Genomic DNA, 24544 nt, shown 5'->3' with positions numbered 1-24544 from the left:
GGCGAGCTTCTCAATCAGCGGCTCGATATTCTCACGCTCGTTGAAGGTTGGCGCGATGACGGTGAGATCCGGCCCTTTGGCAATCGCGGGAGCGGCATCGATGCGCCGCGCTTCTGTCACATCTGGCTGCATGTCTCGCCCCGTTTGGTCGCCGGATTGCAGGCGAAGAGGCCGCCGCGATATCCGCTGAGAAGGAATACAGCATAAGCGTCGCGGGGCCGCAATCCGCCCGGTCGCGTGACCGTGCCTATTTGAACAGCGCTATCGAACGGCAGCGAAGCCTTGGCCTGCGCTCCCGCCTTGAGCACCAGCAGCGCGGGCGCATCTTTCAGCCGGGCCTCATCGGGCGGCGGAAAATTCGCATAGCGGATGCGGTCGTTGACCTGCGCCACCCCATCGGCGCCCATGCCGTAGAAGGCGAGTTCGCCCGTGATGGCATAACGATCCGTCAGCACGAGGCCCGCGCCATGCTCGCGCCGAAGACGGTCGATGTCCGCGCCGAGCGTCGCCCAGCCTTTCATGCGCGCCGTCGGGTCTTTCTTGCCCTCGACGGGAATCGCGCCCGTGCCGAGCTGGAGCAATGCCACAAGCGTAAACGCCACCCCAACGAACGGAGCGGCGATGAAGGCGACGCGAAGCACTGGCGCGCGGCGATGACCCAACACCGCAAGCCCGCCATGCACGGCCGCGAGGATCGCAAAAGGATATACCAGCCCCGGCCAGTTTGGCTGGATCTTCTGACTCGCCGCGTGGATGATGAAGAACGCCCACATCGGGGTGGCGATCCCGCCGAGCAGAAGCCACCGTGCATCGCCGCGCCGCAATCCGCGTGCGAGCGCGTAGAAACTTCCCCAAAGGCAGAAGAGAAAGATGAGCGGCGTCGCCAAGCCCGCCTGTCCGCCGAGCAGTTCACCGATGCTTGCGATGGCGTTGGCGGGCTTGTCCTTGACGCCGTGCGCGGCCTGCTTCGCGAAGGACGCCCAGTCATGCGCGTAGTTCCACCAGACGACGGGGGCGATGGCGACGAGCGCCACCACGCCGCCGAGATAGGGCTCGGGGCGCAGGAACCACCGGCGGCCTTCGCGCGTGCCGACCATCCAGAGGAACAGGCCCGGCAGCATCAGGGCGGCGGTGTATTTGCTCATGAAGGCGAGGCCGAGCGCCGCGCCGATGGCAAGCCACCACGCGCCACGCCCCGTTTCGACGAGCTTCGCGAGCGCGAACAACACGCAGGTCGCGAAGAAGGCGAGCGGCGTGTCGGGCGTCGCGACGATACCGGCGGCGGCGGAAAGGATGGTCGCGTTCATCCACACGAGGGCGAGAATCGCCGCCGCGCGGTCGGCGAACAAGGCGAGGCTCGCGCGCCATAGAAGGTATGATCCGGCGACCGTGCTCAGGAGACCGACGAAGCGCACGCCGAAAGCCGTATCGCCGAAGATCTCTGTGCCCGCGCGGATCCACCATGCGATCATTGCGGGGTGGTCGTAATATCCGGCGGCCAGATGCCTCGACCACATCCAGTAATAGGCTTCGTCTTCCGCGAGTTCGGTGGTGGCGGCGAGGACGAAGCGCGCAATGAGCAGGCCTGCAACGGCGATCAGGCCGAGCGTGAGCGCGAGGTTCCCGCCCGCCACGTTTCCGCCAAGGGGCTGCGACGAAGGGTTTGCCTTCTCGCGAAACGCCGCTTCCCCGACCGAAACCATCGGCACAACTCCACTCTTGCTCCCGCGCTCGATAGCCGAGACGGCGCGGTGCATCAACTCCAATTGCACGGCCCGCGCCTCAGGCGAAGGCGCGGCTTGTCGGTTACGGCTATACGAAGCCGACCTTGCGTCGGGTTGGACAGCCTGCGATTGCCTACCCGTTTACGCCGCGGACCGTGCGTGCTAGAGCGTCGGCGCGCTTTCCGGGTGTCGCCGATCCCTTGTGCGGGTCGAGCCACACGGAGGCCGTTGCGGGCGAAGCGCCAACGTAGCGAGCAAATGCCATGGACGAAACCACCGCCCCAACCGCCGAAGCCAGCCTTTCCTGGCCGCATCCGCTGCCAAGCTGCTGGGTTATAGGCGACGGGCGCCCCGGTCTCGAAAATCAGTCGCTCGGCCTCGCGGAAGCGATGGGGCTTCAGCCGGTGCTGAAGCGCGTCGTGTTGCGCAAGCCGTGGCGCATCGCAAGCCCGTACGTCACTGCGTTCAAGCGCTTTGCCTTCAGCAGCAGCGGCGCATCGCTCGAAGCACCGTGGCCCGACATCGCAATCGCGACCGGACGCCCCGGCGCGCTGCCTCTTATATATCTGCGCGAGGCGAGCAAGGGGCACACCTTCACGGTGCAGATCCAGGACCCTGTCGTCCGGCGCGGCGCATTCGACCGCATCGTGGTGCCGTGGCATGACGGCGTGACCGGCGACAATATCGTCACGATGGACGGCTCGCTGCACATCATGACCCAGCAGCGGCTCGCGGCCGAGGCGCCCCGCTGGGAGGACGCGTTCGCAGCGATCCCGCGCCCTCGCGTGGCGGTGCTGATCGGCGGCGTGAATTCCCGCTACGACCTGCGCCCGGAGGACATGCGCGCGCTGGGCGCGCAGCTCGCCGCAGTTGCCGGGCAAGGCTTCGGGCTTCTCGTCAGCGGGTCGCGCCGCACCGGCGAGGCCAATATGGCGGCGCTCGCCGAAGCCCTGGTGGGCACCGGCGCGTATATCTATGACGGCCAGCACGGCGTGAACCCCTATCTCGGCATGCTGGCGCACGCGGACGCTTTCGTGGTGACGTGCGATTCCATCAACATGATCACCGAGGCGGCAAGCACGGGGAAGCCCGTCCATATCGCCAGCCTGCCGTTCAGGCGCGGGCGCGAGGACGGCCGCAACAAGTTCGGGGAGTTCGTGCGACGGCTCGAAGAGAGCGGGCGCGTTCGGATGTTCGATGGCCGCATCGAAAACTGGTCTTACGAACCGCTCCGCGAGATGGACCGGGTGGCGCAGGTTCTGCGGCGGACGTTCCTTGCACGCATCGGCGACTACCACCTTAGATAGTGTAACTAAAATATAGCAACCAGAAATATTCTGCTACAACTTTGTTGTGGACCACAGTGCTGCGACTCAAATAGCAGCTTTTATGTCGTTCCTGTCATTTAGTCCGATTCGGCCCCGTCATCGCTTTGCCGGAACTTCGCCGCATAGCTGGAGTTTGAAGATGGGGTACCGAATATGGAGGGAGAATATCTATGAATAAGCTTGTAACTTTATTTTCGGGCGCAGCAATCGCGCTCGGAATGACCACGGCTGCCGACGCCGGTGTGCGCGCCGGTGTGCTTCGCTGCTTCACGGCGCCTTCGCAGGGCGTCTTCGTCGGCTCCTCGCAGGAAGCGCGTTGCGTTTTCACCAGCGCATACGGCCATCGTGAAAACTACGTCGCGAAGATCGACCGGATCGGGCCCGATGTCGGCATCCGCGACAAGGCGGTTCTCGTGTGGGCTGTCTATGCCCCGACGAGCCTGCGCCGCCACGCGCTGCGCGGCGACTATGTTGGCGCATCGGCTGACGTCTCGGTGGGCATCGGCGCGGGCGCGAACGTGCTCGTCGGCGGCAGCAGCCGCACTGTTTCGCTTCAGCCCGTCAGCGTAAAGGCGCAAACCGGCCTCGCCATCGGCGCGGGCGCGGCTCGCCTGCAACTGCGTTAATCGCAAAGCCCAAGGATCGGCGGCAACCGCCGACGCTGGCCGCTAAGGTCGGCGTTCTCGAAAGCCCCGCTTCGGCGGGGCTTTTTGCGTTTTCGGACTGTATCCACAGGCTGCAAAGGTACCTGTTGATACAACGGTCAAGGCGATATTGGTGGCACGGGTTATGCCGTACTGACGAACAACTTCGTAATCGACGAAGAAGCAGGCGCCGGGAGCGGCACTGTCACAGGCGTGGTATACGGCAACGGTACGGCCACGCTGTCGAATAACACGTTCCTCGGCGACAGGAACGGTGCCCTCAACGGTCAGGGTGCTTCCGGAGGCTCGGCGATCATTACCGACAACACCGTCGCCTTTGGCGGTGACTCGCTGTCCGGCAACGGGATCGGCGCGACGACCGGTGACGCTGTTGTCTCGGACAACTTTGTTCTCGGTAGCGGCAACGCGTCGGGGAATGGCGTCGGCACGGTTGGTTCGGGAACTGCTACGGTCAGCGCCAATACGATCATCGGAAGCGGTTCGGGCAGCGATAACGGCGTTCTATTCTGTGCTTCGCGACATGAGTACGCCGAGCTTTCAGCGCGCGAATAATCTGTCCCGTTTATCGGAACTCTTCGCATCCTTGCGCCAGCGTGAGCTCGATCTCTCTCCGGTCGTCTTTCTTGAGCCCAAGCTTTCTGGGCGCCCCGTTTTGAACGAGAATGGTTTTCTTCGTCTCACCGGACTTTTCTCATCGGCGCCCGAGCAGGTGCATTTCGACCTGATCTTCGTGCAACTCGATGGGCGATGGTTGCTCGACGGCGTCTCCATCGCCATGGTTCGCCCGAAGCCGTCAGGCGCGGTGTCGGCGGCTCAAACATTGCAGCCCGCGAAAAAACGCTGACAAGGCGATTTTTCGACAGGGTGAGCAGCAGAACGGGTCGAGACTTATCCCAAAAATCGGCCCACGCTCGGAACAACATTGCCATCTGCGGAATTCTCGATTAGTGATGAATGTCATTTTTCATCACTAATCAGGCGCAGAGTAAAAAGGTCATGGCAGCGCAAGCCTCAACCGCTGAAACGACGCGCGATCGCATTCTGAGCGAGGCCGAGCGTCTCTTTCGACATTTCGGCTATCTGAAGACGACGGTCGCCGACATCGCCGATGCATGCGGCATGTCGCCCGCGAACGTTTACCGGTACTTCGGGTCCAAGGCCGAGATCAATGAGGCGATCTGCGCACGAATCATCGCGAAGTTGCAGGCCGGCCTTCGCGAGATCGCCAGCGGTCGCGGTGCGGCAAGCGAACGCCTTACGCTGTTTATCGAGCATCTTTCAGCTCACACGCGCAACACGCTCATAAACGACAGGAAAGTCCACGACATGGTCGTGGTCGCCATGGAACAGCAGTGGGATGTGATCGAGCCGCATCTTCGCTTTATCGACGAGATGGTCGCCGAAATCATCGCGAGCGGCATTGCGTCGGGCGAATTTCGGGCGCAAGACCCCGAGCTGGCGGCAAGACGCGTTGTCGGGGCCATCATCGTCTGTTCGCACCCGGTTGTCGTCGCGCAATTCGGATCAAACCCAAGGACACCCTCGGCCTCGGATATGGCCGCGTTCGTCCTGACAGCCCTGAGGGCTTAGGCGAATAAGCAGGAAAGGCTGGACCTATGTTGTTCTCGAATGACGATTATGAAAATGTGTCATCTATCACCCGCCGCCGCGTCTGCGGTGTCATGGCCGTTATCCTCGTGCCGCTCGCGCTCGCGGCATGCGGCGACAAAGAGGAGGCGGCGCAACCCGTTCGCCCGGTGAAGACTTTCGTGGTTCAAACGCCATCCGCCGAGCGCACCCTCACCTATTCCGGCGTGATCGCGCCGCGCATCGAAAGCCAGCTCGGCTTCCGCGTGGCGGGCAAAATCGTCGAGCGCTTTGTGAATGTCGGCGACCAGATGAAAGCGGGCCAGAAGATTGCGCGCCTCGACGAAATAGACCTGAAGCTCGCGGAAAACAGCGCGCGTGCCAGCGTTCAAAGCGCTAAAGCTCGGGTGGACGTCGCGAAGGACGCCTTCGACCGCGCCGCCTATCTCCTGCCGAAAGGCTTCATCGCGAAGGCGGTCTACGATCAGCGGAAGCTGGAATACGATGCCGCAACGGCGGCCTACACCTCCGCGAAGGATCAGTTCGATCAGGCCGCGAACGCAACAAGCTATGCACTTCTCGTCGCCGACAAGGACGGCGTCGTGACAGCGGTGCGCGCCGAGCCGGGACAGGTGGTGAGCGCGGGGCAGGCGGTGATTTCTCTCGCGCTCGCGGACTCCATCGAGGTTACGGCCGCCGTGCCGGAGAACGAGATTGCGCGACTCAGCGTCGGCGAAAATGCCCGCATCGCGCTCTGGGCCGCGCCGGACGTGAGCAGCGACGGCAAAATTCGCGAGATCGCCAGCGCCGCGGATACGGCTTCGCGCACCTACGCCGTTCGCGTGACCATCACGCGGCCGACGCCGGAAATGCGCCTCGGCATGACGACATCCGTCGCATTCCGCGTTCAGGAGGCAACGCCGCCCGTCGTCGTGCCGCTGACCGCCCTCACCGAGGATGGCGGCAAGCCGGTCGTCTACGTCGCGGACAAGGAGCGCGAAATGGTGAAGCGCCGCGAAGTTACACTCGGTGGTGTGGCAGAGGATGGCGTGCGCATCAAATCCGGCCTCGTTCCCGGCGAGATCGTGGTCAGCGGCGGCATCCAGTTCCTGACGGACGGCATGAAAGTGCGTCTTTCGCCCGACTTCTCCCCAACGGTCGCCGCCCGCGGCTCGCGAACCTATTGAACAGACATCGAGACGGCGACATGGAACCTTCCAACCCGCATGCTTCTTCGGAGCACAAAGACGACGGCGGCTTCAACCTTTCTTCATGGGCGATCCGCCACGGCAGCCTGACGCGCTTTCTCCTGGTACTCATCCTCGCAACGGGGATCTACGCCCTCTTGCATCTCGGCCAGAAGGAAGACCCGGACTTCCAGTTCCGCACCATGGTCGTGCAGGTGGAATGGCCGGGCGCGTCCGTGCACGAGATGCAGGAGCAAGTGGTCGACAAGATCGAGACCAAGCTTCAGGAAACGCCCCAGCTCGATTATATCCAGTCCTATACGCACCCCGGAAGCGCGGTGGTTTTCGTCAATCTCCGCGGCGAGGCGCGCGGACGAGAGATCCCCGACGCGTTCTATCAGGTTCGCAAGAAGATCGGCGACATCAGGCAGACCATGCCTGCGGGCGTGGTCGGGCCGTTCTTCAATGACGAGTTCGGCGACACCTATCTCGCGCTCTATGCGATCGAGGGCAAAGGCTTCACCTATCCCGAGCTACGCGATTTCGCGAAAACCGCGCGTGACATCCTGCTTCGCGTTCGCGGCGTCGGAAAGGTAGATCTGCTGGGCGTGCAGCCGGAAAAGGTCTATATCGAAATCCCGTCGCGCGTCCTTGCCGAGCGCAACATTACCGTTCAGGACATCAAGGCGGCGCTGGACGGGCAGAACAGCCAGGCGCCCGCCGGGTCCGTGCAGACGAGCGAGCGCGCCGTCCGGCTCGATGTTCAGGGCTCGATCCTCACCGTCGACGAAATTCGCGAGCTTCGCCTTCGCGCGGGCACGCAGACCGTCCGCCTCGGCGACATCGCCGAAATAAAGCGCGGCCTCGAAGATCCGCCGGTCGCCCGAACCCGCCATGACGGCAACGAAGCCGTGGTGCTCGGCGTCGTCATGGCGAACGGCTTCAACGTCGTCGAAGTCGGCAAGACGCTCGAAACCGCGCTCGCGCAGATCTACAACGAGCTGCCCGTGGGCGTGACGTTCACGAAGATCTCGGATCAGCCCGCCGTGGTGACGAAGGCCATCGGCGAGTTCCTCAAGGCGCTCGGCGAGGCGCTGCTGATCGTGCTCGCGGTGTCGCTGTTCGCGCTCGGCTGGCGCGCTGGCGTGGTCGTCGCGCTGACGATCCCGCTCGTGCTCGCCGCGACGTTTCTCGCCATGTTCATCATCGGTATCGACCTCCAGCGCATCTCGCTCGGCGCGCTGATCATCGCGCTCGGCCTTCTCGTGGACGACGCCATGATCGCGGTCGAAATGATGGAGCGGAAGCTGGACGAAGGCTTCGACAAGGTCCGCGCCGCGTCCTTCGCCTACACCTCGACGGCTTTTCCGATGTTGACGGGCACGCTGATCACAACGGCGGGCTTCATCCCGGTGGGCTTTGCGGCGAGCACATCGGGCGAATATGTGAACTCGCTGTTCTGGGTGGTGGGCCTCTCGCTTGTCATCTCGTGGCTGGCGGCCGTGTATTTCACGCCCTACATCGGGCACACGATGCTGCGCCACCGTCCGGTGGAAAACCCGGAGCACCACGACGTCTACGACACGCCCATCTATCGGCGGCTTCGCGCGGCGATCGCATGGTGCATCCTGCACCGCAAGAAGGTTGTTGCGATCACGGTAGCAACCTTCATTCTGGCGATTGTCGGCTTTGCGTTCGTACCGAAGTCGTTCTTCCCCGGATCGGACCGACCGGAAATTCTTGTCGATCTCTGGCTTCCAGAGGGTTCCTCGTTCGCCGAAACCGATGCCGCCGCAAAGAAGCTCGAACAGAAGTTGGTTGCCGATCCCGATGTCGCGACCTTCACGGCTTTCGTGGGCGAGGGCGCGCCGCGCTTCTTCCTTCCGCTCGACCAGCAGCTTCGCACCAAGAACTTCGCGCAATTCCTCGTTTTACCGAAGAACGCGGAGGGCACGGTGATGCGCGACGCTGTGATCCATCGAACGCGCGCTGTGCTATCGGCGGAATTCCCGAATGTTCGTTTCAAGGTGGAACCGCTTGCGCTTGGGCCGCCGGTTGGCTGGGCAATCCAGCTTCGCGTACAGGGCCCCGACCGCGCGCAGGTGCGCCGCATCGCGGATGAGGTGGCGAAGACCGCCGCCGCCAATCCGAACGTCTTCAATGTGCACGACAATTGGCTTGAGCTTGCGCCGACGCTGCAACTCGACATCGATCAAGACCGCGCGCGTGCTATCGGCGTAACCTCGAACGCGGTGCGCCAGACGCTGCAAACGGTGCTTTCCGGCAGCACGCTGACGGAGTTCCGCGAGAAGGACCAGACCATCGGCGTGGTGCTGCGCGAGCCGGATCGCACGCGCGGGCTGCTGACGGCGGTGGAAAACGCCTATGTGAAAACCGCGTCGGGCGCAGCTGTGCCCGTGTCGCAGGTCGCCAAGGCGCGGCTTGTGTTTGAGCCGGGGGTCGAGTGGCGACGCAACCGCCTGCCGACGATCACCGTGCGCGGGCAGGTTCCGGACGACGTTCAGTCGGTCGATGTCGTCAGCGCGATCTATAAGGAACTTGCGCCCCTCCGCGCGAGCCTGCCGCTTGGCTATCAGATCGAAATGCAAGGCGGCATCGAGGAATCGGGCAAGGGCCAGGCCTCCATTGCAGCAAAGGTACCGATCCTCGTGATCGCGATCCTCGTCCTGCTCATGGTGCAATTACAGAGCTTCTCGCACACGATGCTGGTGCTGGTAACGGCGCCGCTCGGCATTATCGGTGCGTCCTTCGCGCTTGTCGTGACGCAGATGCCCTTCGGCTTCGTGGCGATCCTGGGCGTGATCGCGCTTGCCGGCATCATCATGCGCAACACGGTTATTCTCGTGGATCAGATCCAGCAGGATCTCGCCTCGGGGATCGACACCTATAACGCCATCGTCGGCTCGGCAGTGCGACGCTTCCGCCCGATCATGCTGACGGCGACGGCGGCCGTGCTGGCGCTCATTCCGCTGGCGGAGTCCTCGTTCTGGGGGCCCATGGCGGCGGCCATGATGGGCGGAATCCTCGCCGCGACAGCTCTCACGATGACGTTTCTGCCAGCTCTCTATGCGCTTGTATTCAGGGTCGAAGTGCCGTCGGCGGAGCGCAGAACCGAATGCCCTACGCAAGAAAATGGTGGCGTACAGCCGGAGCTTGCAAAAGCGGGTCAATAGAAGATGTGCCGCAGCCGGAAGTTATCAGTCCCCCTGTTCCACACCATGTGGATAAGCTCCGCGCGCGGAGGTTGGGCTTGCGCGGGGGGGCCGTTTACCATTTAATGCCTTATCTTCTCGGAGTGGCGTGAGCGACAGAGGGATTTCGGGCCTCGAATGCGGACGAGGCTCGATCAGGGCAAGGAGCCCGCTTTAAAATTCGCGTCGCGATTCCGAAATGTGAATGGCCAGAGTTAAGGCAAGGCTGAGCAGGAGCCTTGCTAAGTGGCCATAAATTTAAATAAACTATCGTGTGCCGGTTTGAGGGGTCATGTTGGCAGACGATGGTCCGAGCGGGGTATAGAGCTATGATTCCGGGGTCCGCGGAGGTCTGCCTTTCCGCGTTGTTCGTCGATTTCGACAACGTGTATCTATCCTTGCGACGCCAGAGCGAGGAGGCCGCGGGGCGATTCGCCCGAAATCCGGCTGAATGGATGGCTCGAATTGCAACGGGCGGGCTTGTCCGCTTCAAGTCGCATTCGGATTATGTGCGGCGGCGATTCGCCGTGGCGCGCTGCTACGGCAATCCGGGCCGCAAGCTCATCAGCCGTGGCGGCCCGCACGATCCACACAACTTCGCCGATGTCCGCGTGAATTTCATGATGGCGGGGCTTGAAGTGGTGGATTGCCAGCCGCTGTCCAACCAGTTCAAGAACGGCACCGATATCAAGATCGCGTGCGACATCCGCGACTTTCTGGAGCATCCGACACGGTTCGGGGAGTTTATCGTCCTTTCGGGCGACGCCGATTTCACGCCGGTTTTGCATCACCTTCGCTCGCACGACCGCCGCACGGTGGTCTACGCGAATGAAAGCACCGCCGACATCTACAAGGCGTTCAGCGACGGCTGGATCGAAGAGCGCGATATGATCGCCTTCCTTCTCGGCGAGAGCGCGGGCGATGCGCCAATGATCGGGCAGGATCGCACGCCGCGCCTGGGCTATGACGGCGCACGGCAACAAGGCTATGAGCAGAACCGCTCCTATTCGCCACCAGCCACTCTTCCAGCGGCACCGGCTCCAGCGGCATCGCTGCCTGCCGCGCAGCAAGCCGGCTTCAACGGGCATCCGTCATTTCAGGGCTATGGCGCGCCCGCCCAGGCGATACCCGCGCCGTCACCTGCGTATGGGGCGCCCGCGCAGGCAATCCCCGCCGCGCCGAACTACAGCGGCTATAGTATGGAGCCGGCAAAGCGCAGGCCGTCGTCGCATGCCAATTCGGCGGTGCAATCCCTGATCGAAGATTTTCAGTCCATCGGCGCCGAGATCCTGACTCTCGTTCTCGATGTGGTTCAATCCTCGGAAAAGCCCGTGCCGATCGCCTATCTCGCGGATCGCGCGCAAAAAATCCTTGGCCACGCAAAAACGCTCGGCACCAATTGGGCGGGCTCCGGCGGGTTCCTGAACTTCCTCAATGCGACGCTGCCGGACAACTACCGGCTCACGGACAAGCCGCCGCATTTCGTCTACGATCCTACGAGACACCGGCTTGAGGAGCGCGTCGACGTGGCGGCGCTGCAACTCGCCCCGCAGAAGCTTGTGGACCGGCAGCCCGCTCCGCAACCTCAGCCGCAGGAAACGGGGTCTTCGAAGCTCGCGGAACTGCAAACATCCATCACGCGCATTTATGACGCGTGCAAAGCGCCGCCGCTTCCTCCGAGCGAATATCAGATGCTGTTCACGCTGATCGCCACCGAGGTGCAGGAGCGCGGATTCGCGCCCGTGAAGACGGCGCAGGCTGTCGTCGAGCGGGCCACGCGGGAGGGGCTTCGCGTGGCGATGAAAGACGTGTCCTTCGTGCTCGACGCGGTGGACGAGATCGACCCATGGCTTGAACACACCCGCTCACCGGCGGCCGTGGCGCGCGCCTATCGCGATTTCGTACTGGCGAAGTGCCATCATGCCGGGGTGAAGCTCACCGAGGACGAGCATCAACTCGTGCAGGTCTGGTTCGGTGCAAGCCAGTGGTCGGCGGTCGGCCAGACGGCGATAAATTCGAGCGTGACCCCGCAGCCGGCGCCGCTGACGCCGGTCGGCGCGCAACGACCCGCGCCCAACCCCCGCAGCTACATGGCGGATACCGCGCTGCCGCCGCCGGATCCTCGCAACGACATTCCTCTTCCCCCGGATTTCGGGTTCGACCGTGAACTGGAACCGGAGCAGGCGCCAAAACAGCGTTTCAGCTTCAAGCATTGACGGCACGTGCCGCTCAAGCTGCGTACCAAAACAAAAGCGGCCCTATGGGCCGCTTTTGTTTTGGAAACTTGGCGGCGGCGTGTAGCGCTGCGGGCTTACAACGCTTCCAGGCCCGCTGTGCGGATCAACGCTTGATCGTGTGCGCCAGCGCCTCGTCGGGCTTGATTGCTATAAGCCGCTGCATCATCTTGATTTTTCGATCAGCGAAGAGGACGTTTGGGATGTCGATTTCCTCCTTGCGCGCGCCAGTCGTAATCAGAAGCAAATCCGCCGATCCCAGACCGAGGATCTTGTGGCGGAAAAAATCGTCGCTCCGCTGCTCGAACAACATGCCGCGGGTGTCGAAGCTTTGCTCGCCGCCGCCGATCACGCGCTCGGCCGTGAGCTGACCGGGGCGGACACGCCAGAACACGAGCTTGTCGAACACCAGAAAACGCGCGAGCCATATGCCGAGCAGCAGCGTTGAGAAGATGAAATAGAAGCCAAAATTCATGAAGACAGTGAGTTGCGGGATGAACGCGAAGATCCGGTCCCACCATCCCAACCAACCAAGCAGAACCGTCATGAACGCAGCCGACAATATGAACACGACGGAGTAGATGCCCCGAAGTTTGACGTTCGTCAGCATCATGACCAGCGCGAGGATTACCACGAAAGTCAGGCCGAGCCCCGTGTTGGGATGAACGTAGATCTCGGTTCCGTTGGAAAGCGCAACCTTCTCTCCGCCGAAATACGTCAGCGCCGCAGCGGCGTAACCGCAGAGCCAGATCGGCCACCAATAGAATATGGTCGATCGGCTATAAATGCGAAGCTCCGGCAGAGCTTCCGGATCGGGGAGATTTGTGGCGTCCAGTTCGTGACGCGGCTGAGCGGATTGCCCGTCGGCGGCGCGGTTCTCCAGTGTGACATTCGCCATGATTTCTCTCCCAATACGCCGGAGCGGTGCGGTGTGCGCCCTTAACTCAGTGTTCAGCGGTTTGTGAGTTGCAACACGACGCGAGAGATGATCGTTCCAGTAGAGTCGGCGACGCAAAGCCGAAGCCTTACTTTCTTAACACTCGACGCCTATATCTATCGAAGGTAGAAGAAATGCTTATTCCCGATGCCCAATAATCGCGACGTAACGACCGACACTATCGCAGCGATGAAGGCAGAGATCCCGCGCCTGCGCCGGTTCGCGCGCTACATGACGCGCGACGCCGATTATTCCGACGACCTCGTGCAGGAATGCCTCGCCCGCGCCATCGCAAACATCGGATCATGGCAGCCGGGCACAAATTTACGGGCGTGGCTTTTTGTCATTCTGAAGAACGTTTTCCGAAACGACAAGCGGCGCGCTCAGCACGACATCGCCTATCGCAACGGGCTTGAGAGGGATGCGCCGCTTTACAGCTCGCCGCAGCAGCTCAATCACATCGTCCTGTCCGAGGTGCAGAACGCATTTCTCGACCTCACGGAGGATCATCGAGAGGTGCTGATGCTGATCGCGGTGGAAGGCCTTCGCTACGAGGAAGCGGCGTCGGTGCTGAATATTTCCGTCGGAACCGTGAAATCGCGGCTCTCCAGGGCGCGCAATGCTCTGCGCGCGGCCATCGACGTTCCGGCCGCGAACCAGCATCAGGAATAACGAGACGGCAAAAAAACCGCCGGATTCGCCCGCAGCTTCAGCGATGCCGTTTAGCGCATGTCTATCGCGCGGAGAACAGCGCGCGCGGCTCATCGTCCACCGGCAATTTCTTCAGCGTGTCGCGGAACGGGCTCGCGGGATAGGTGCCGAGCACAACGACCTCTGTCGAATAGAACGCCAGTTCCTCAAGTGAGAGCTTGAGCGGGCGATCCTCGGGGTGGCCTTCAACGTCCGCATAGAACATCGTGGCGCTGAAGCTGCCTTCCGGCTGATAGGATTCGAGCTTCGTCATATTGACGCCATTCGTCGCGAAGCCGCCGAGCGCCTTGTACAGCGCGGCGGGCACGTTGCGGACGCGGAAGACAAAAGTGGTCAGCGTGGGGCCATTGCCCGACTCGGGCATCACCGCTTCATCGGCGAGCGCAAGAAAGCGCGTGGTGTTATGCGCCGCATCCTCGATGTCGCTTTTCAGGATGCGCAGCCCGTAGATATCGGCGGCGAGCTTCGAGGCGATGGCGGCCTTTGTCGGATCGCCCTCCTCAGCCACCATGCGCGCGGAGCCGGCGGTGTCGGCCTCTGGCACGGGGCGCAGGCCAAGCTTCTGGATCGCACTGCGGCACTGGCCGAGTGCCTGGGTATGGCTGTGAACGGTCTTCAGCGCAGACAAATCCACGCCGGGCAGCGCCATGAGCTGATGATAGATGCGCTCGAAATGCTCGCCGACGACATGCACCCCGGAATTCGGCAAGAGGTAATGAACGTCAGCAACCCGGCCTGCGACCGAATTCTCCACCGGGATCAGCGCATAGCGCACCGCGCGGTGCTTCACCGCCAGCAGCGCTTCCTCGAACGTAGCGCACGGGAAGGGTTCGAGCGACGCATCGTAATTGATGCAGGCAATATGCGAATTCGCGCCCGGCTCGCCTTGATAGGCGATCTTCGCGGGCGTGGCCGTCGCGGCCGTTGAAATGGATGTCATCACTCTAACCTGTTTCGCCGAAGCGGCGCGCCGTCCTCACTTGCGAGGATTTCGCGCGCTTTTTCAAGATCGGCTTCGGTGTCCACCCCGCGAGGCGCGGTGTCAACCGTCGAAATCGCGATTGCAACATAGCGCGCTCTTTCGGTTTTTCACCGAAGCGAGACCAGGCCGCGCGTTTGGACCGGCCGAAGAATCGGTATAGTAACTATATTTGTCAGCGCGCGAGTTTCCGCGGCGCCTATCAGAGGAGACAGGCTCATGTATTTCACAATCTGGAAAGACGCGGCCGGTGAGTGGCGGTGGCGTTTGCAGGGAGCTAACAACGAGATTATTGCCAGCGGCGAATCCTACAAGAACAAGGCTGATTGCGAAGCGGCGATCGACCTTGTCAGGAGCACCTCTGACACAACGCCTGTTCGTGAAGGCTGACGGGCGACCGAGCGCATAATGACCGGCGTTAACCGCTTGTTAACGAAGGTTAACACCCGTTAACTTTCGCCATTCGATCAATGGGACAGGATTTTCGAGAGGAAGAGTTGCGCGCGCTCGGAGCGCGGACTGCCGAAAAACTCTTCCGTGGGCACGTCTTCGACGATGGCGCCCTTGTCCATGAATATAACCCGATTCGCCACCTTCCGCGCAAATCCCATTTCGTGCGTGACGACCATCATCGTCATGCCCTCGCGCGCAAGCTCCACCATCACGTCGAGCACTTCGCTCACCATTTCCGGGTCGAGCGCGGAGGTCGGCTCGTCGAACAACATCGCAACCGGGTCCATGGCGAGCGCGCGGGCGATGGCGACGCGCTGCTGCTGGCCGCCCGAAAGCTGGCCCGGATATTTCGGCGCCTGATCGGAGAGGCCCACGCGTTGCAGCAGCTTCCGCGCTTTCGCGTCGGCTTCGTCCTTGCCGCGCTTGAGCACCTTGCGCTGCGCGAGCGTGAGGTTTTCCATGATGGTGAGATGCGGGAAAAGCTCGAAGTTCTGGAACACCATGCCGATGCGCGAGCGCAGTTTCGGCAGGTTCGTCGCGCGGTCGTTGACCTGCACGCCCTCGACGAAGATGTCGCCTTGCTGGAACGGTTCGAGCGCGTTCACGCATTTGATGAGCGTGGATTTGCCGGAGCCGGACGGCCCGCAAACGACCACCACCTCACCCTTCTGCACCGATGTCGAGCAGGCGTCGAGCACCTGAAATTCGGGCGTGTACCATTTGCTGACGCCGATCATCTGGATGACGGGCGCGCCAGAGGACTGTTTCGCGGCCGAATTCGGCGTTGTCGTTGCCGTGGTCATGAGTGGAAGCCCTACCGAATGATTGCCGTGTGCGCCTGCAAGCGTCGGACCGCCTGCGAGGCCGCGAAGGAAATGAGGAAATAGACGAGCGCCGCGAAAATATACATCTCGGTGAGGCGTCCGTCGCGCTGGCCTATCTTGCCCGCGATGCCGAGGAAGTCGTTCAGCGACAGCACATAGACGAGCGAGGTGTCCTGGAACAACACGATGGTCTGCGTGAGCAGCACCGGCAGCATGTTGCGGAAAGCCTGCGGCAGCACGATACGCCGCATCACCTGCGTGTAGCTGAGGCCGAGCGCATAGCCCGCCGCGACCTGACCCTTCGGCAGGGACTGGATGCCCGCGCGCATGATCTCCGAGAAGAACACCGCCTCGAACAGGCTGAAGGTAATCAGCGCAGTGAGGAACGGATCGATGGGGATCGGGCGCGGTGAGCCGACCATCTTCTGCGCGATGAACGGCACGAGGAAGAAGAACCAGAAGATCACGAGCAGCAACGGCAGCGACCGCACGAAGTTCACATAGGCGCCCGCGATCTGCGGCAGCGGCCATACGCCCGAAAGGCGCATCAGTGCGAGCACGGTGCCGAAGATGGTGCCGAAGATCGCCGCGAGAAGCGTCAGCTTCAGCGTGAAGACCATGCCCTGAAGGAAGAGGTAGGGCAGCGCGTCGATGATGACCTGAAAATCGAAGTTCGAGAACATCGCCGCCTCACTTCGCCACGAGCATGCCGGGAACGGCGACGCCGTGCTCGATCCGCCGCATGACCGCTGTTATCGTGATGTTGAGTACGAGGTAGATCAGCGTCGCCGCCGTGAACGCCTGAAACGTCTGAAACGTGTAGCTGTCCATGTTGCGCGCGCTCTGCGTCAGTTCCGCTACGCCGATGGTCAGCGCGACCGACGAATTCTTGATGAGATTGAGAAGCTCCGACGTCAGCGGCGGAAACACGATGCGATAGGCCATCGGCAGCAGCACGTTGGTGTAGCTCTGCCGTGTCGTCAGGCCGAGCGCCGTAGCCGCCATCTTCTGGCCGCGCGGCATGGACGTGATCGCCGCCGAAAGCTGCACCGCCACGCGCGACGACGTAAACAGGCCAAGCCCGAATGCCGCCGTGTAGAAGTTCGAGTGCGGCACCTGCTTCAGCCACATGCCGATATCGCGGGGCAGAAGCTCGGGCAGCACGAAGTACCAAAGGAACAACTGGACGAGGAGCGGGATGTTACGAAAAAACTCGACATAGGCGCCGCTCAGGCGCCGGACGAGAGGCGAGGGCAGCGTGCGGCAAACCCCGACGATGGACCCCATCACGAAGGCCACCACCGCCGCGATCACTGAAATTTCGAGAGTCAACTGAAGACCGAGCAGAAGGGTGTAGGCATAGGTGCCCGTTCCCTCGGCCGACTCCTGCCAGAAAATGCTGAACCAATCGACGATCTTGTCCACGACCCCGTCTCCGCGCTGCAAATAAAAAGCGAGGCGCCGGGGCGCCTCGCAATGCGATTAACGGATGTACGCGTCTGGATCGGCCGAATCGAGCGGCGCTTCGAACTGCTTCGCGAGCGCGGGCGAGAGCGGCAGATTGAGGTTGATGTTCTTCGGCGGGATCGGGGTTCCGAACCACTTCGTATAGAGCGCCGGGCCTTCGGCCTTGTAGATTTCTGCCGTCGCGGCATCGACCACCTTCTTGAACGGCTCGTCGCCCTTCGGCAACATGATGCCGTAAGGCTCGGCCTTCGAGAAGGCGTCCGTCGAAATCACGTAGAGGCTCGGATCTTTCGAATTGGCGGCGAGGCCCGCAAGGAGGATGTCGTCCATCACGAAGGCTGCGGCGCGATCGGTCTCGACCATCAGGAAGCCTTCGGCGTGATCCTTCGCGGTCAGGATCGTCAGCCCGAGATTATCCGCCTGGTTGCGTTCGTTGAGCTGCTTGATGTTGGTCGTGCCCGCCGTGGAAACGACGGTCTTGCCCTTCAGGTCGGCAATCGAGTTGATGTTGCTCGCCTTCTTGGTGACGTACTTGCTTTCCGAAAGGTAGTGCGAGTTGGTGTAGGACACCTGCTTCTGACGCTCGGCGTTGTTGGTGGTCGAACCACATTCGAGGTCCACCGTGCCGTTGGCGATCAGCGGGATGCGTGTGGAGGATGTAACGGCGATGTAGTTTGTCTTGATCGCGTCGTCCTTCAGTTCCTTCTTGACCGCGTCGACGACCTTTTCGCAGATGTCCATCGCGAAGCCCACGGGCTTGTTTTCCGCGCCCAGATACGAGAACGGGATCGACGTTTCGCGATAGCCGATGGTGATGGTGCCGGTGTCCTTGATCTTCTTCAGGGTACCGGTCAGATCCTGCGCCTGAGCCAGTCCTGGCATTGCAAACAAGGCTAGTCCGAGTACCCAGCGGGAAAGGGCCATGAATGCAAACTCCTTTATTTGGTTGATTGAACGGGTTGAGAGCGCGTTGTCAGGATATGCAAAAAGAGAGCGCGGATCGCATTATATGTTTCATCTGCTCACAGTAAATCTGCGTGTGAAACAGGCAAGCCGCATTTGTGCTCAATTCTACGGCATTTGCATAAGCGCGCGTCCCCATGACGCACACCGTTGCAGCAGGTTTTCGACTTTTGTGCACAGTCCGCGTTGCCGAGAACTCCGGTCGCGCCCGAACGTTCTCCCCGGCATGCGCCCTTCCGGCGCTTTGGGAGACAGCAGATGGCGAGTCAAAACCGCTGGTCGCAGCATGTAACCGAAACGAGCGATGCGTTAAGCCTTGAACCCGATGTCTTCACGCTCGACGATCCGAGGAAAATCGCGGCCTCGCTGAAGGCCTCGGCGGAAAAGAGCGATCGCCGCAAGGCTCCGCCGTTCCGCTCGGCCATGTCGATGCTCACCTTCTACATCAACCGCGCAGGTCACACCCTTTCCGCCGAGCGCAAACAGGTGCTCGAACGCGCGAAGGACGAGCTTCGCAAACTCTACGGGAAAGCCCCGCACCGGTAGCCTCGCCTTCCTTTGCGAGGGACGCGCCGCTCGCCCGCTGGATAATCCGTATTGCGAAGCCTTGAAAGCTGTCCCACCCACCGTCCATATTCATCCGGGAATAGCAGGCACCCCCATTCCCTCGATCCGGCTTGGCTGTGGCTCTCTCACGCGCATCCGAGCATCCGATGTCAGGAACGCACTTCATGACAAAAAAGGAATTCACGACCTGGATGTGGTTCGAGGCGCTTGACCGCCTTTCCCGCGCCCAGCGTCTACACCAGCAGTTTTTTCAGGTTCATCATCAGGCAGGGCAACCGGCCTGGGAGCCGCCGGTTGACGTTCTCGAAACGAAGACCGAAGTGCTCATCCTGTGCGCGTTGCCGGGCGTCGATCCCGAAACCGTGGATGCGGTGATCGAGGGCGGCATGCTCACCGTCTCGGGCAAGCGCTCGCTGCCGGAAGAACTGCGCACGGCGCTCATTCATCAGCTTGAGCTGCCGCAGGGCCGTTTCGCGCGGCGCATTCCGCTACCGCCCGCGCATTATGTTTCGGTCCAGCGACAGGCCAGCAACGGCTGCCTGCTCATCACCCTCGAAAAGAAATCTCTCTGACAAGGAAGCGGCATAATGGATCAATCCAATACCGGTCCGGCGCCGGAGGCCGAGATGCAGCCCGGTGAAACCGTGGCGGATGGCACCGACGGTTCAAACGCGCTTCTCATCCTCCCGATCCGCGAAACGACGATCTTCCCCGGCACGCTCTTCCCGATCTCCATCGGTCGGCCTATTTCCATCGCGGCGGTTCAGCAGGCCATGCGCGAGGAAAAGCAGATCGGCATCCTCATGCAGCGCGACAGCAGCAACGCCGAGCCCCACGGCAACGACATGCACCGCGTCGGCACCGTCGCGAACATCGCGCGCTACGTCACCGCGCCGGACGGCACACACCACGTCATCGTGCAGGGCGTCGAGCGCTTCCGCGTGCTCGATTTCCAGCAGGAACGGCCTGTGCTGATCGCGAACGTGCAGCGGATCGCCGAACCGTCGGAAGATGGCGCGGAGATCGAAGCGCGCATGATGGTTTTGCGCCAAAAGGCGGTCGAGGCGCTGGAGCTTCTGCCGCAGGTGCCGACCGAACTCGTCAACGCGATGCAGAACGCCACTTCGGGCGCAATGCTGGCCGACCTGGTCACCGCCTATATGGACATCCCGAGCGAGCAGAAGCAGGAAATCCTCGAAACCGTCGATCTGCCCATCCGCATGGAAAAGGTCTCGCGGCTTCTGTCCGAGCGCATTGAGGTGCTGCGGCTCACGCAGGAAATCGGCCGGCAGACGAAAGCCGTGTTCGACGAGCGCCAGCGCGAGGCCGTGTTGCGCGAACAGATGGCGGCGATCCAGCGCCAGCTCGGCGAAGGCGACGGCAAATCCGATGAGGTCGCCGAACTTGCCGCGGCCATTGCCAAGGCGCAGATGCCCACCGAGGTGGAGACGCAGGCGAAAAAGGAGCTGCGTCGCTATGAGCGTCTGCCCGAGCAGGCGGCCGAAGCGGGCATGATCCGCACCTATCTCGACACGCTCACCGAGCTTCCCTGGGCGCTGCCGGATGAAAAGCCGATCGACATCGCGCAGGCGCGCAAGATCCTCGAAGACGACCATTTCGGCCTCGACAAGATCAAGCAGCGCATCATCGAATATCTTGCCGTTCGCAAGCTCGCGCCGCAGGGCAAGGCCCCGATCCTGTGCTTCGTCGGCCCGCCCGGCGTCGGCAAGACCTCGCTCGGCCAGTCCATCGCCCGCGCGATGGAGCGGCCCTTCGTGCGCGTCAGCCTTGGCGGCGTGCATGACGAGGCGGAAATCCGTGGCCATCGGCGCACCTATATCGGCTCGCTGCCGGGCAATATCATTCAGGGGATCAAGAAGGCGGGTCAGCGCAACGCGGTGATGATGCTGGACGAGATCGACAAGATGGGGCGCGGCATTCAGGGCGACCCGTTCGCGGCGATGCTCGAAGTGCTCGACCCCGAGCAGAACAATACGTTCCGCGACGCTTATCTCGGCGTGCCGTTCGACCTGTCGCGCGTTACCTTCATCGCGACGGCGAACATGCTGGACACGATCCCCGGCCCGCTCCTCGACCGCATGGAGATCATCCAGCTTGCGGGTTATACGGCGAAGGAAAAGCTCGAAATCGCCAAGCGCTATCTCGTGGCGCGCCAGCTTGAAGCGAATGGCCTCACCACCGCGCAGGCGGGCATCGACGACGACGCGCTGACCGCCATCATCGAGGACTACACGCGCGAGGCAGGCGTGCGCTCGCTCGAACGCGAAATCGGCAAGGTGTTGCGCAACGTCGCGGTGCGCATCGCCGAAGCGCCGGGCGACAAGGTGCAGATCCACACGGATGACCTCGTGGGCATCCTCGGCCAGCCGCGTTTCGAGAACGAAGTTGCGATGCGCACCAGCGTTCCCGGCGTGGCGACGGGCCTAGCCTGGACGCCTGTTGGCGGCGATATCCTCTTCATCGAGGCGACGCGCGCGCCCGGCAAGGGCGTGCTCATCCTCACCGGCCAGCTCGGCGATGTGATGCGCGAAAGCGCGCAAGCCGCGCTCAGCCTCGTGAAGAACCGTGCAACGTCGCTCGGGCTCGATCCGGCGCTCTTCGAAAAGAGCGATATCCACATCCACGTTCCGGCGGGCGCGACCCCGAAGGACGGCCCCAGCGCGGGCGTGGCGATGTTTACCGCGCTCTATTCGCTGCTATCGGGGCGCACGGTGCGCAGCGACACGGCGATGACGGGCGAGATCAGCTTGCGCGGTCTCGTGCTGCCGGTTGGCGGCATTAAGGAAAAAGTAACGGCGGCGGCGCGCGCGGGGTTAACGCGTGTTATGTTGCCTGCGCGCAATCGTCGCGATTATGATGACATCCCCGAAGAGACGCGCAAGAGCCTCGACTTCGTCTGGCTCGAACGCGTGGACGATGTGATCGCGGCGGCACTGGAAAGCGAGCCGCAGCCGGAAGCGCCGGCCTCGGTGCATTAGGGCAAGCCGCTTTGGAAAAAAGCCGGGCGGGCGTCTGGCCGCTTCGATCAGGACGGACGAGGAAACTTTTCGGCGTTCTCGTCCGTGAATTCCTTGTCGAGTTCGGCTTCGAGATCGACCAGATCCTGAGGAGGCGTGTAGCCGAAGGCGCGAGCCTGGTTCAGCTTTTCCTTCAACTGGATGTAGAAGCCGAAGCGATCTTCAGGCGCGTCCGCAACCGTTTGCAGGAGAAGATCGAGTTCAGCTTTCAGTGCTTCGAATGCCATGCCATTCTCCATGAAACTGATCGCGGTTTTATGCGATGATGCAGTAAAATATCCGAGAAAGCATCAACAATTGCCCACCGACGGCGCTTTAGTGGCGGGCAGTTTGTTCATTAGGGGGCGGGGGCCAAACATCAGCGAACGAAGAGGTTTTGAATGCTGGATGCGCCGAAAGAACCGAGCGCCTGCGACACGATACCGGAGAGCGAATCCCCGTTCTATATCGCCTCGGCAGGCGCTCCATCACGGCCGCGCTGCATTCTGAAGCAGAACGATTGCTTTGCGGTGATGGACAATTACGGCGACATCGGTTGTGCCAGCGATGAAGCCAGCGGGCTTTACTCGCACGACACGCGTCATCTGTCGAAGCTCTCGGTGTGCGTGAACGGCGAGATGCCGCTCCTCCTCGGCTCGACGATGCGCGACGACAATCTGAACATGCGCGCGGACCTGACCAACCCCGACATCCATGTCGCTGGCGACGGGATCGGGCTACTCAAGGACACCGTGCACATCAAGCGCACGATCTATCTTCACAATGGCGGGCTGGCGCAACGCAATGCGTTCGTCAATCATGGCGCGGAGCCCGTCTCGCTCGACCTTCTTTTCCACTTCGACGCCGATTTCGCCGACCTGTTCGAGGTGCGCGGCATGCGGCGCCCCGCGCGCGGCTCCCTGAAGAAGGAGGTCATCGGCGAGGACAAGGTCAAGCTGAGTTACACCGGCATCGACGGAAAGGTGCGCGAGACGACGCTCACCTTCGAGCCGGCTCCGGACGAGCTGACGGAGGCGACGGCGCGCTTCAAGATGACGCTCGCGCCGCGCGAGACTGAGCGTCTTTATGTGGCGATAAAGTGCGACGGCGAGGGGCAGCCCGCCGCTGACTCGTTCCTCTGGGGGCTGTTTCACGCCCGCCGCGACCTCGTCGGCAAGCCGCGCGAGATCGCGAGCGTCAACACCTCCAATGCGGTGGTGAACGAGATCATCTGTCGCTCGCTCGCCGATCTGCGCATGCTGATGACGAAGACCACGGATGGCAAATATCCCTATGCGGGCATCCCGTGGTACTCGACCACCTTCGGCCGCGACGGGCTCATCACCGCGATGCAGCTTCTGTGGTTCGACCCATCTGTCGCGCGCGGCGTCCTGAAGCGGCTGGCGCGGTTTCAGGCCACCACCTTCGACGACGCGTCCGACGCGCAGCCCGGCAAGATCCTGCACGAGATGCGCGGCGGCGAAATGGCCGCGCTCGGTGAGGTGCCCTTCGGCCTCTACTACGGCAGCGTCGATTCAACACCGCTTTTCGTGCTGCTCGCGGGGCTTTATGTCGAACGCACGGGCGACATCGCATTCCTGCGCGAGATCTGGCCGAACGTGATCGCCGCGCTCGATTGGATCGATGGTCCGGGCGACCCGGACAGCGACGGCTTCGTCGAATATGCGCGCGCCAATCAGAATGGCCTCGTCAATCAGGGCTGGAAGGACTCGCACGATGCGGTGTTCCACGCCGATGGCTCGCTCGCGGACGGGCCTATCGCACTGGTCGAAGTGCAGGGCTATGTCTACGCGGCGCTGAAGGTGGCGGCGGATTGTGCGAAGCTTCTCGGCGAGATCGAGCGCGCGGACACTCTGATCGCGAAAGCGGAGCTTCTTCGTCTGAGGTTCGAGGCGGCCTTCTGGTGCGACGACCTCGGGACTTACGCGCTGGCGCTCGACGGGAAGAAGCAGCCCTGCCGCGTCCGCACAAGCAACGCGGCGCACGCGATGGCGACCGGCATCATGATGCCGGAACGCGCGCGCCAGGTGGCAAACGATCTGTTACGGCCGCGTTTCAATTCGGGCTGGGGGATTCGCACCGTCGCCTCGGGCGAGGCGCGCTACAATCCGATGTCCTATCACAATGGGTCGATCTGGCCGCACGACAATGCCATCATCGCCATCGGCCTCGCGCGTTACGGGCTGACGCAAGGCATCGCGCCGATCTTCGACGGGCTGATGCAAGCGGCGGCTTACATGGACCAGCGGCGGTTGCCGGAGCTGTTCTGCGGCTTTCCGCGTCGGCGTAGCCGTGGCCCGACGCTGTATCCCGTCGCCTGTTCGCCGCAGGCATGGGCGAGCGGCGCGGTGTTTCACTTGTTGCAGGCGGTGCTTGGGCTGCATTACAGCCTGCCGCACCGCACGATCACGCTGCGAAATCCCGTGGTGCCCATGTCGATTGGCGAAATCACGATTCGCAACATGAGGCTCGGGGATGCGTCGATCAGCTTCACCGTCCGGCCGGAGCCAAGCGGCAATGTCTCGGTCGGGGTGCTGGAACGGACCGGGAAGATCAATATCGCCGTGCTTCTCGATGCGGGCGACAGCGCCGCCGCGTGAAGAGTGCGGCGGGTGAATTGTGTGGCGGTCGCTCATGAGCTCGATGAGCGACCTCGCGCCGGATTTCG

General features: G+C 62.3%; 22 protein-coding genes. 14 read left to right on the top strand and 8 right to left on the bottom strand.

Going from position 1 to position 24544, the window contains the following annotated elements; translation table 11 throughout:
* Nucleotides 1-116 precede the first annotated feature (116 nt).
* Entirely contained in the window at nucleotides 117-1703 is a 1587-nt protein-coding gene (locus T281_RS04435) for an ArnT family glycosyltransferase (protein WP_052037024.1), read from the bottom strand.
* Nucleotides 1704-1987: 284 nt separating this feature from the next.
* Between T281_RS04435 and T281_RS04430 the strand changes: the two genes are divergently transcribed.
* The 8 genes from T281_RS04430 (at nucleotide 1988) to T281_RS17420 (ending at nucleotide 11919) form a co-directional block, all read left to right on the top strand.
* Nucleotides 1988-3031, top strand: a complete 1044-nt coding sequence (locus T281_RS04430) for a mitochondrial fission ELM1 family protein (RefSeq protein ID WP_052037023.1) — start codon at nucleotides 1988-1990, stop codon at nucleotides 3029-3031.
* A 191-nt stretch (nucleotides 3032-3222) separates the two neighbouring features.
* Nucleotides 3223-3678, top strand: coding sequence for a DUF992 domain-containing protein (locus T281_RS04425; RefSeq protein WP_037234858.1), 456 nt, complete (start codon nucleotides 3223-3225; stop codon nucleotides 3676-3678).
* A gap of 231 nt (nucleotides 3679-3909) precedes the next feature.
* On the top strand, nucleotides 3910-4269 hold the full coding sequence (locus T281_RS17430; RefSeq protein ID WP_052037021.1) for a hypothetical protein: 360 nt from the start codon (nucleotides 3910-3912) through the stop codon (nucleotides 4267-4269).
* The gene (locus tag T281_RS17425; protein ID WP_155955098.1) at nucleotides 4226-4561 is read left to right on the top strand and encodes a hypothetical protein; all 336 of its coding nucleotides are present in this window, start codon (nucleotides 4226-4228) and stop codon (nucleotides 4559-4561) included. The genes T281_RS17430 and T281_RS17425 overlap by 44 nt, the downstream gene beginning before the upstream one ends.
* Before the next feature lie 152 nt (nucleotides 4562-4713).
* Nucleotides 4714-5307, top strand: a complete 594-nt coding sequence (locus tag T281_RS04415; protein WP_037234877.1) for a TetR/AcrR family transcriptional regulator — start codon at nucleotides 4714-4716, stop codon at nucleotides 5305-5307.
* A gap of 26 nt (nucleotides 5308-5333) precedes the next feature.
* Nucleotides 5334-6491: an efflux RND transporter periplasmic adaptor subunit gene (locus tag T281_RS04410; protein ID WP_052037018.1), complete on the top strand. Its 1158-nt coding sequence runs from the start codon at nucleotides 5334-5336 to the stop codon at nucleotides 6489-6491.
* A 20-nt stretch (nucleotides 6492-6511) separates the two neighbouring features.
* Nucleotides 6512-9685 carry an efflux RND transporter permease subunit gene (locus T281_RS04405; RefSeq protein ID WP_037234856.1) on the top strand — a complete coding sequence of 1058 codons (3174 nt, stop codon included), beginning with the start codon at nucleotides 6512-6514 and terminating at the stop codon, nucleotides 9683-9685.
* A 323-nt stretch (nucleotides 9686-10008) separates the two neighbouring features.
* Nucleotides 10009-11919, top strand: coding sequence for an NYN domain-containing protein (locus T281_RS17420; RefSeq protein ID WP_081796590.1), 1911 nt, complete (start codon nucleotides 10009-10011; stop codon nucleotides 11917-11919).
* Nucleotides 11920-12043: 124 nt separating this feature from the next.
* On the opposite strand, the gene T281_RS04395 is transcribed toward T281_RS17420, so the two are convergent.
* Nucleotides 12044-12835 (bottom strand): hypothetical protein, encoded by a 792-nt coding sequence (locus T281_RS04395; RefSeq protein WP_037234854.1) that lies wholly within the window; start codon nucleotides 12833-12835, stop codon nucleotides 12044-12046.
* Between the two features lie 186 nt (nucleotides 12836-13021).
* On the opposite strand from T281_RS04395, the gene T281_RS04390 reads away from it, so the two are divergent.
* Nucleotides 13022-13546: a sigma-70 family RNA polymerase sigma factor gene (locus T281_RS04390; RefSeq protein WP_052037016.1), complete on the top strand. Its 525-nt coding sequence runs from the start codon at nucleotides 13022-13024 to the stop codon at nucleotides 13544-13546.
* A gap of 61 nt (nucleotides 13547-13607) precedes the next feature.
* On the opposite strand, the gene T281_RS04385 is transcribed toward T281_RS04390, so the two are convergent.
* Nucleotides 13608-14525, bottom strand: coding sequence for a prephenate dehydratase (locus T281_RS04385; protein ID WP_037234852.1), 918 nt, complete (start codon nucleotides 14523-14525; stop codon nucleotides 13608-13610).
* A gap of 258 nt (nucleotides 14526-14783) precedes the next feature.
* On the opposite strand from T281_RS04385, the gene T281_RS18165 reads away from it, so the two are divergent.
* Nucleotides 14784-14954 carry a YegP family protein gene (locus tag T281_RS18165; protein WP_081796589.1) on the top strand — a complete coding sequence of 57 codons (171 nt, stop codon included), beginning with the start codon at nucleotides 14784-14786 and terminating at the stop codon, nucleotides 14952-14954.
* A 77-nt stretch (nucleotides 14955-15031) separates the two neighbouring features.
* On the opposite strand, the gene T281_RS04380 is transcribed toward T281_RS18165, so the two are convergent.
* From T281_RS04380 to T281_RS04365, 4 genes are all read right to left on the bottom strand, one after another.
* Nucleotides 15032-15754, bottom strand: coding sequence for an amino acid ABC transporter ATP-binding protein (locus T281_RS04380; RefSeq protein ID WP_037234868.1), 723 nt, complete (start codon nucleotides 15752-15754; stop codon nucleotides 15032-15034).
* 77 nt (nucleotides 15755-15831) lie between these two features.
* A complete protein-coding gene (locus T281_RS04375) occupies nucleotides 15832-16524 on the bottom strand; it encodes an amino acid ABC transporter permease (protein WP_037234849.1) in 693 nt (230 codons plus the stop codon).
* Nucleotides 16525-16531: 7 nt separating this feature from the next.
* A complete protein-coding gene (locus tag T281_RS04370; RefSeq protein WP_037234846.1) occupies nucleotides 16532-17266 on the bottom strand; it encodes an amino acid ABC transporter permease in 735 nt (244 codons plus the stop codon).
* 57 nt (nucleotides 17267-17323) lie between these two features.
* Nucleotides 17324-18232, bottom strand: a complete 909-nt coding sequence (locus tag T281_RS04365; RefSeq protein ID WP_037234844.1) for an amino acid ABC transporter substrate-binding protein — start codon at nucleotides 18230-18232, stop codon at nucleotides 17324-17326.
* Nucleotides 18233-18529: 297 nt separating this feature from the next.
* On the opposite strand from T281_RS04365, the gene T281_RS04360 reads away from it, so the two are divergent.
* The 3 genes from T281_RS04360 (at nucleotide 18530) to lon (ending at nucleotide 21837) form a co-directional block, all read left to right on the top strand.
* Nucleotides 18530-18817 (top strand): DUF3175 domain-containing protein, encoded by a 288-nt coding sequence (locus T281_RS04360; protein ID WP_037234842.1) that lies wholly within the window; start codon nucleotides 18530-18532, stop codon nucleotides 18815-18817.
* A 185-nt stretch (nucleotides 18818-19002) separates the two neighbouring features.
* Nucleotides 19003-19410 (top strand): Hsp20/alpha crystallin family protein, encoded by a 408-nt coding sequence (locus tag T281_RS04355; protein ID WP_013420293.1) that lies wholly within the window; start codon nucleotides 19003-19005, stop codon nucleotides 19408-19410.
* A 54-nt stretch (nucleotides 19411-19464) separates the two neighbouring features.
* The gene (gene lon / locus T281_RS04350; protein ID WP_052037025.1) at nucleotides 19465-21837 is read left to right on the top strand and encodes an endopeptidase La; all 2373 of its coding nucleotides are present in this window, start codon (nucleotides 19465-19467) and stop codon (nucleotides 21835-21837) included.
* 47 nt (nucleotides 21838-21884) lie between these two features.
* On the opposite strand, the gene T281_RS04345 is transcribed toward lon, so the two are convergent.
* A complete protein-coding gene (locus T281_RS04345; protein ID WP_037234865.1) occupies nucleotides 21885-22103 on the bottom strand; it encodes a hypothetical protein in 219 nt (72 codons plus the stop codon).
* Between the two features lie 153 nt (nucleotides 22104-22256).
* Between T281_RS04345 and T281_RS04340 the strand changes: the two genes are divergently transcribed.
* Nucleotides 22257-24476: an amylo-alpha-1,6-glucosidase gene (locus tag T281_RS04340; RefSeq protein ID WP_037234835.1), complete on the top strand. Its 2220-nt coding sequence runs from the start codon at nucleotides 22257-22259 to the stop codon at nucleotides 24474-24476.
* The last annotated feature ends 68 nt before the right edge of the window (nucleotides 24477-24544 follow it).

This window comes from Rhodomicrobium udaipurense JA643, from assembly GCF_000636015.1.
Lineage (GTDB): Bacteria > Pseudomonadota > Alphaproteobacteria > Rhizobiales > Rhodomicrobiaceae > Rhodomicrobium > Rhodomicrobium udaipurense.
This window is presented reverse-complemented; position numbering and strand designations above follow the sequence as displayed.

Bases quoted from the DNA above. Each gene is read 5' to 3' on its own strand.
- T281_RS04405 (WP_037234856.1), top strand. From the start codon at position 6,512: ATGGAACCTTCCAACCCGCATGCTTCTTCGGAGCACAAAGACGACGGC.
- T281_RS04390 (WP_052037016.1), top strand. From the start codon at position 13,022: ATGCCCAATAATCGCGACGTAACGACCGACACTATCGCAGCGATGAAG.
- T281_RS04395 (WP_037234854.1), bottom strand. From the start codon at position 12,835: ATGGCGAATGTCACACTGGAGAACCGCGCCGCCGACGGGCAATCCGCT.
- T281_RS04345 (WP_037234865.1), bottom strand. From the start codon at position 22,103: ATGGCATTCGAAGCACTGAAAGCTGAACTCGATCTTCTCCTGCAAACG.
- lon (WP_052037025.1), top strand. From the start codon at position 19,465: ATGCAGCCCGGTGAAACCGTGGCGGATGGCACCGACGGTTCAAACGCG.
- T281_RS04430 (WP_052037023.1), top strand. From the start codon at position 1,988: ATGGACGAAACCACCGCCCCAACCGCCGAAGCCAGCCTTTCCTGGCCG.
- T281_RS04385 (WP_037234852.1), bottom strand. From the start codon at position 14,525: ATGACATCCATTTCAACGGCCGCGACGGCCACGCCCGCGAAGATCGCC.
- T281_RS04375 (WP_037234849.1), bottom strand. From the start codon at position 16,524: ATGTTCTCGAACTTCGATTTTCAGGTCATCATCGACGCGCTGCCCTAC.
- T281_RS04360 (WP_037234842.1), top strand. From the start codon at position 18,530: ATGGCGAGTCAAAACCGCTGGTCGCAGCATGTAACCGAAACGAGCGAT.
- T281_RS04365 (WP_037234844.1), bottom strand. From the start codon at position 18,232: ATGGCCCTTTCCCGCTGGGTACTCGGACTAGCCTTGTTTGCAATGCCA.
- T281_RS04415 (WP_037234877.1), top strand. From the start codon at position 4,714: ATGGCAGCGCAAGCCTCAACCGCTGAAACGACGCGCGATCGCATTCTG.
- T281_RS04435 (WP_052037024.1), bottom strand. From the start codon at position 1,703: ATGGTTTCGGTCGGGGAAGCGGCGTTTCGCGAGAAGGCAAACCCTTCG.
- T281_RS04340 (WP_037234835.1), top strand. From the start codon at position 22,257: ATGCTGGATGCGCCGAAAGAACCGAGCGCCTGCGACACGATACCGGAG.
- T281_RS04410 (WP_052037018.1), top strand. From the start codon at position 5,334: ATGTTGTTCTCGAATGACGATTATGAAAATGTGTCATCTATCACCCGC.
- T281_RS04425 (WP_037234858.1), top strand. From the start codon at position 3,223: ATGAATAAGCTTGTAACTTTATTTTCGGGCGCAGCAATCGCGCTCGGA.
- T281_RS04380 (WP_037234868.1), bottom strand. From the start codon at position 15,754: ATGATCGGCGTCAGCAAATGGTACACGCCCGAATTTCAGGTGCTCGAC.
- T281_RS04355 (WP_013420293.1), top strand. From the start codon at position 19,003: ATGACAAAAAAGGAATTCACGACCTGGATGTGGTTCGAGGCGCTTGAC.
- T281_RS17420 (WP_081796590.1), top strand. From the start codon at position 10,009: ATGGTCCGAGCGGGGTATAGAGCTATGATTCCGGGGTCCGCGGAGGTC.
- T281_RS18165 (WP_081796589.1), top strand. From the start codon at position 14,784: ATGTATTTCACAATCTGGAAAGACGCGGCCGGTGAGTGGCGGTGGCGT.